General features: G+C 75.8%; 5 protein-coding genes and 1 riboswitch. All 5 genes read right to left on the reverse strand.

Features of this window, described 5'->3' with window-relative positions; translation table 11 throughout:
- Positions 1-124: 124 nt before the first annotated feature.
- The 5 genes from ACIQ9E_RS21310 to ACIQ9E_RS21330 are packed head-to-tail and all read right to left on the reverse strand — an operon-like array spanning position 125 to position 5,799.
- Positions 125-1,003: an ECF transporter S component gene (locus ACIQ9E_RS21310; RefSeq protein WP_403709232.1), complete on the reverse strand. Its 879-nt coding sequence runs from the start codon at positions 1,001-1,003 to the stop codon at positions 125-127.
- Positions 1,000-2,595: an ABC transporter ATP-binding protein gene (locus ACIQ9E_RS21315; protein ID WP_403709234.1), complete on the reverse strand. Its 1,596-nt coding sequence runs from the start codon at positions 2,593-2,595 to the stop codon at positions 1,000-1,002. Before ACIQ9E_RS21315 ends, ACIQ9E_RS21310 begins: the two co-directional genes overlap by 4 nt.
- Entirely contained in the window at positions 2,592-3,767 is a 1,176-nt protein-coding gene (locus ACIQ9E_RS21320; protein WP_403709236.1) for a CbiQ family ECF transporter T component, read from the reverse strand. Before ACIQ9E_RS21320 ends, ACIQ9E_RS21315 begins: the two co-directional genes overlap by 4 nt.
- On the reverse strand, positions 3,764-4,549 hold the full coding sequence (locus tag ACIQ9E_RS21325) for an SCO2322 family protein (protein ID WP_403709238.1): 786 nt from the start codon (positions 4,547-4,549) through the stop codon (positions 3,764-3,766). The genes ACIQ9E_RS21320 and ACIQ9E_RS21325 overlap by 4 nt, the downstream gene beginning before the upstream one ends.
- The gene (locus ACIQ9E_RS21330; protein WP_403709240.1) at positions 4,546-5,799 is read right to left on the reverse strand and encodes a prenyltransferase/squalene oxidase repeat-containing protein; all 1,254 of its coding nucleotides are present in this window, start codon (positions 5,797-5,799) and stop codon (positions 4,546-4,548) included. The genes ACIQ9E_RS21325 and ACIQ9E_RS21330 overlap by 4 nt, the downstream gene beginning before the upstream one ends.
- A gap of 133 nt (positions 5,800-5,932) precedes the next feature.
- Positions 5,933-6,095: riboswitch (cobalamin riboswitch) on the reverse strand.
- Positions 6,096-6,224: the final 129 nt, after the last annotated feature.

The raw sequence follows: 6,224 nt of genomic DNA on the forward strand, positions 1-6,224 counted from the left end.
CGGATCAGTTCTAGCCGCCGCCCGACCCCGTCGCAACGAGCCCACTTACTAAGCGGTTGCGCAGTCCGGGCCGCCACACCCCGTGACCCGGGCCGGTCGGCGGCCGTGCCCCCGGCCCGTACGGCTACGAAGACTCCTCGTACACCCTCGGCGCCCTGTGGGGCGGCTCACCCGCCGCACTCCCGTCCCCGCCCTCGAATGTGACCTGCGCCTCGAACGCGGCCCGCCGTGTCGCCCGCCTCAGCAGCGCGAGGACCGCCGGGCCGACGGTGAGGGTGAGGACGACCGTGAGGACCGCCCGCCCCAGGTCCCAGCCCAGGGAGGTGGCCGCGACATAGGCGAAGAAGCGCACCAGATTGTCCTGGAGCGGCTCACCCGGCTGGAAGGAGATCCCCGTCGCCATACCCGGGACGATCGTCCAGCCCTGGAGGTTCATCACCGTGCCGTACGCGAACGCCGCCAGCGCCCCGTAACCGGCCAGCATCAGCGTCTCCGCCCGCCCCCGCAGCCCCTCCGCGCCCGGCAGCAGCCCCGCGCCCATCGTGAACCAGCCCATCGCCAGCATCTGGAACGGCAGCCACGGCCCGACGCCCCCCGTCAGCAGCGCGGAGGCGAACATCGTCACCGAACCCAGGACGAAGCCGAAGCCCGGCCCCAGCACCCGGCCCGCCAGCACCATCAGGAAGAACATCGGCTCCAGGCCGGCCGTCCCCGCACCCAGCGGACGCATCGCCGCGCCCACCGCCGCCAGCACCCCCAGCATGGCGACCGCCTTCGCGCCCATCCCGGTATCGGCGATCGTCGCCACCACCACCGCGACCAGCAGCGGCAGCAGCAGCGCGAACAGCCACGGCGCGTCCTCCGCATGCGCCACCACCCCGGACCGCTCGTCCGCGAGCAGCGGCCAGCCGAAGAACGCCACACCGATGGCGCTGATCAGCGCGAGGGCGGCGACGGAACGGGGGCCGAGACGGACGGGCCGGGGGGAGGGCACCGGGCTCACAGTGCGGCCCCCACCTGGGCCACCGTCAGCCAGCGCCGCGGCGCCAGCACCTTCGCCACCTGGGGGGCGAACGCCGGAGAGCCCACCACGACCTCCGCCGTCGGGCCGTCCGCGACGATCTCACCGTCCGCCAGCACCACCACCCGCTGCGCCAGCTCGGCCGCCAGCTCCACATCGTGCGTGGCCAGCACGATCGCATGCCCCTCGGCCGCCAGCTCCTTCAACACCGTCACCAGCCGCGCCTTCGCCGCATAGTCCAGGCCCCGGGTCGGCTCGTCGAGGAGCAGCAGGGGCGGCCGGGACGTCAGCACCACCGCCAGGGCCAGCGCGAGCCGCTGCCCCTCCGACAGATCCCGCGGATGTGCCGTGTCCGCCACCCCCGGCAGCAGCCGTGTCACCAGAGCGCGGCAGCTCCCCGGTTCGGCGTCCGCGTCCGTGTCGGCCGCCGCGCACTCGGCGGCGACCGTGTCCGCGTACAGCAGGTCCCGCGGCTCCTGTGGTACCAGACCGACCCGCCTGATCAGATCCCGCGGCCGTGTCCGGTGCGGTACGAGCCCGCCGACGGACACCGTGCCCGACACCGGTTCGACCAGCCCCACCAGGGACGACAGCAGGGTCGACTTCCCGGCGCCGTTCCGCCCCATCAGGGCGACGGTCTCGCCGCCCGTCAGCGTCAGGTCGACGGCGCGCAGGGCCGTCACCCGGCCGTGCCGGACACCGACGCGGGAGAGTCCGGCCACGGTTTCGCCGGAACGGGGCGCGGGGACGGGCTCCGGGTCACCGAGGCGGTCCCGCAGCTCCCCGGCCCGGCGCCGGGCGTCCCGTACCGACAGCGGCAGCGGATCCCAGCCCGCCAGCTTCCCCAGCGCCACCACGGGAGGGTGTACGGGGGAGACCGCCATGATCTTCTCCGGTGTCCCGGTCACCGGCGCGGCGCCCGGCTCGGCGAGAAGCACGACCCGGTCCGCGTACTGCACCACCCGCTCCAGCCGGTGCTCCGCCAGCAGCACCGTCGTCCCCAGGTCGTGCACCAGCCGCTGGAGCACCGCCAGCACCTCCTCCGCGGCGGCCGGGTCCAGCGCCGACGTCGGCTCGTCGAGGACCAGCACCTTGGGGTGCGCGGCCAGCACCGAACCGATCGCCACCCGCTGCCGCTGCCCGCCCGACAGCGTCGCGATCGGCCGCTCCCGCAGCCCCGCGAGGCCCAGCAGGTCGAGGGTCTCCTCCACCCGGCGCCGCATCACGTCCGGGGGCGTGCCCAGCGACTCCATGCCGTACGCCAGCTCGTCCTCGACGGTGTCCGTGACGAAGTGCGCCGACGGGTCCTGGCCCACCGTTCCCACGACGTCCGCCAGCTGCCGCGGCGGATGGGTGCGGGTGTCCCGGCCGTCGACCGTGACCCGGCCGCGCAGCGTACCGCCGGTGAAATGCGGTACGAGACCGGAGACCGTGCCCAGCAGGGTCGATTTGCCGACCCCGGACGGACCCACCAGCAGGACGAGTTCGCCTTCCGGGACGGTCAGATCGACCCCGCTGACCGTGGGGGCGGCCGCGCCGTCGTAGGTCACCGACACGTTCTCGAACCGGATCACGGCGACTCCTGGGCAACGGGGGAAGAGGAGGGGACGGGGGCGACGAAGGCGGGCAGCAGGCCGAGCAGCACACCGGCCGCGGGCCAGAGCGGCAGGGCCGGTGCGGTCAGCGGTACGACTCCGGGCTCCAGCGCGCCCGGGGCGTACGACACCGCCCACACCATCAGCGCGGCGACCGCCGCGCCCGAACCGGCGACCAGCCATGAGCGGGCTCCGAACCGGTCGGGCCGGTAGCGGGTCCGGACCGTCCGCCGCCCGCCGAGCCGCAGCCCGGCGACCGCCGCGGCCAGCCCGCCCACCAGCAGGGGCATACCGTACGCCGCCCCTTCGGCGGCCAGCAGCCCGTACGTACCGGCGCAGACGCCCAGCAGTCCGCCGAGCGTCAGGGCGGTCGTGGTGTGCCGGACCGCGGGCGGCACGTTCGCCGTCCGGCCGTAGCCGCGGGCGTCCATCGACGCCGCGACCGCGACCGAACGCTCCAGGGCGCCCTCCAGCACCGGCAGCCCGATCTGCGCCATCGCCCGCAGCCCGCCCGTGGAGCGGCCGCGCAGTCTGCGGGCCGTGCGCAGCCGTGCCACGTCCGCCACCAGATTCGGTGCGAACGTCATCGCCACGACGACGGCCACCCCCGCCTCGTACAGGGCACCCGGCAGCGACTTCAGCAGCCTGGCCGGGTTCGCGAGCGCGTTCGCCGCGCCCACGCAGATCAGCAGGGCCGCCAGCTTGGCGCCCTGGTAGACGGCGAAGACGATCTGTTCGGCATGGACCGGGCCGCCGATCCGGATGCCCTTCGCCCAGTCGGGCAGCGGCACCTCGGGGAGGGTGAACAGCAGATGCGTCCCCGGGATCGGGGCTCCGAGGAGGACGGAGAACAGCACCCGGATCGCGAGGACGAGCAGCCCGAGTTTCACAAACGCGATGTACGCGCGGGCCCACGGCGCATCGGTGCGCCGGGCGGCCACCACATATCCGGCGACGCCCACGATCAGCCCCAGGAGCAGCGGGTTCGTGGTCCGGGACGCCGCGGCGGCGAGCCCGATGGCCCAGAGCCACCAGGCGCCCGGGTGGACGGCGTTGGCCCGGTCCGCGACGGGCGCGCGCCGCCGTGACACGGCGGACGCGGCGGTGGGGCGGGCGCGGCCGGAAGCGGCCGGTGGGGTGGGGCGGGTCATCGGGACCGGCGGCGGGACTGCCCGTACGCTGCCGCGCCGAGGACGGCGAGGGCACCGAGGCCTGCCACGAGACCGAGGGACGGGCCCCCGTCGCTGTCGCCGGACGCCTCGGCGGGGTCCGGTGCGGAATCCGGTGCGGCATCCTGCGTGGTCTTCGCCGTGGCGTCCTCGCCGTTCCGCGATCCGCTCGCGATCTGTTCGCCGCAGCCGGTCGCCGGATAGCCGGAGATCGCGCAGAGCAGCGCGTTCCCGTCGTAGCGCAGCGGTTTGGCGACCCGGGCGAGCGCCTCGGCCGCGGTCGCGCCGGGGTGGACGCGGGCGCAGGCGGTACGCGGCGCGGGCGGCCGCCCGCCCGACGGCGCGTCGGCGGCGGTGCCGGGGTCGATGACGAGGGCGATGCGTTTGGTGCCCGGCTCGGCGGCTGTGGTGCCGCAGACCGCGGCGAAATCGGGTGCGGTCCGGGGCTTCGAAGCGTCGGAGGAGTCTGCGCTCACCGCGAAGCGGAAGCCGTGGACCGCGCCGTCCGGCGGCCGGGCAATCGCCGGGCCCTCGGTGGCGTACGTCCAGGTGGTGCCGGACGCCTGCCAGTACGACCAGTAGCGGTATCCGGCCGCCTGCGCGGGCGCGGCGGCACCGAGCACACCGACGGCCCCCGCGACGAGCACGAGGACGAGGGCCCCGATGCGCGCGACGGCGGCGGACCGCCGGCGCGGGCCCGCGGCGGACTCCCCGGCGCCCTGGGCCGGGCCCGGCCCAGGGGCGCGGTCGGCGGAGGCCGTCATGCGCGGGGCTTGCGGCGGCCGCTGAGGAGGAAGCCCGCGCCCGCGCTCGCCGCGAAGAACGCGCCCACGATCCACCACAGGTTCGGGCCGCCGTCGTCGTTCTTCTCTTCCTTCTCGTCCTTCTTCCCGGTGTCGGCGGACGGCGACGCCGACACCGGCGCCGGACCCGTCGCGTTCAGAGCCGCCACCAGATCCGTACCACCGAAGTCCGCGGGGTCCGTGCCGGTGGCGTTGGCCGCGAAGACGAGCTGGGCGTACGCCGCCGGGCCCGACGCCTTCGCCCACCCGGCGCCGTTCGCCTTCAGCCACTCCAGCGGCTTCTTCGCGGCCTCGGTGCGGCCCTGCGCGGCCAGCGCGACGACCGCGTCCGCCGTGTTCCCGAAGTCGGGCTTGGGCGCGGAGTCCTCGGCGCCCGGCATCGGCGGGGTCAGCAGATGGCCGGTCTTCGCCAGTGCGCCCGCCAGATAGGCGCCACCGTTGACGGCCGCCCCCTTGAGGTCCTTCGCGGCCTTGTCGCAGCCGGCGCCCTCGGCGGCGGAACCGGCGGAACCGGCCTTCGGGGCCAGGCCCGCACCCTGCGCGGCGACGACCGCCGCTGCCGTGGAGTCACCGACGGCGCCCGGCATCTGCGGCTGGTAGACGAAGGCGCCCGCGTCCGGTCCCGTACACGGCCGGGCAAAGGTCAGCAGCGCGTCGTACGGCGACTTCCCGCCCTTCGCGGAGACCACGGCCGCGGGCTTCTCACCCGCGGCGGCCAGCGCGCCGATCACCACGGCCGTGGAGTTGGCGTCACTCGCGCCGCCCGGGTTGTAGCTCCAGCCGCCGTCCGCGTTCTGGACCGACTTCAGCCAGGTGACGGCCTTGCCGACGGTCTGCTCGGCGCCGCCGGTCGCGGTCAGTGCCTGGACCGCGGCGGCGGTGGCGTTGGTATCGCGCGGCAGCTTGGTGTCACAGGCGGCCGAGGCGTCGGCGCGGTACGCGGAGAAGGCGCCGTCCGCGCACTGCTGCCCGGTCAGCCAGTCGACGGCCTTGGCCGCGGGCTTCACTCCGACGGTGTCCTGGGCGAGCAGCGCCAGCGACTGCCGCCACACGCCGTCGTACGCCGGGTCGGCGGTGCCGTACAGACCGGAGGGCAGCGGGGCGGCCGGGGGCGGGGTGGTGGCGGCGGTCGCGGCGGGGGCGAGGGCCGTGCCGAGTACGGCGGAGACGGCGAGCGCGACGGCCGCGCGGCGTGCGGTGGCGTTGGTCATGACGGGTGGTGCCTCTTCCCGCGCCCTCTGCGGGACGCTGCCGGGATCCGGGCACGGGCGCGTCGGGGACGCACCAGGGCTCCGGCCCCGTATTCCTCGACGGTGCCGGCCACCGGCGGCTGCCGGTGGCACAAGCCGGTCACGGCCGCGTACAGGGCATTCCGACTCTGCCCGGCGCGTACGGAGGTGACCTGGGGGTCACGGACACGGCGCGCCGACGGCTCACGGCTGCGGGTCAGTGCCGGATTCGCACCGGCTTCCCCCTGTAAGGGCGTGATACGACCCGTCCACTTTACCGACGGTCGCGGGCGGCGCCGCCCGGGGCGGAATCCACCCCCCCGGGCGGCGCCCCCCCGGGGGGGGGGTTGCCCGGCCGGGGGGGGGGGCCCCGCCCCGGGCCGGGGGGTGCCGGGCGGGGCCGGGCC

The organism is Streptomyces sp. NPDC094448, from assembly GCF_044763775.1.
GTDB lineage: Bacteria > Actinomycetota > Actinomycetes > Streptomycetales > Streptomycetaceae > Streptomyces.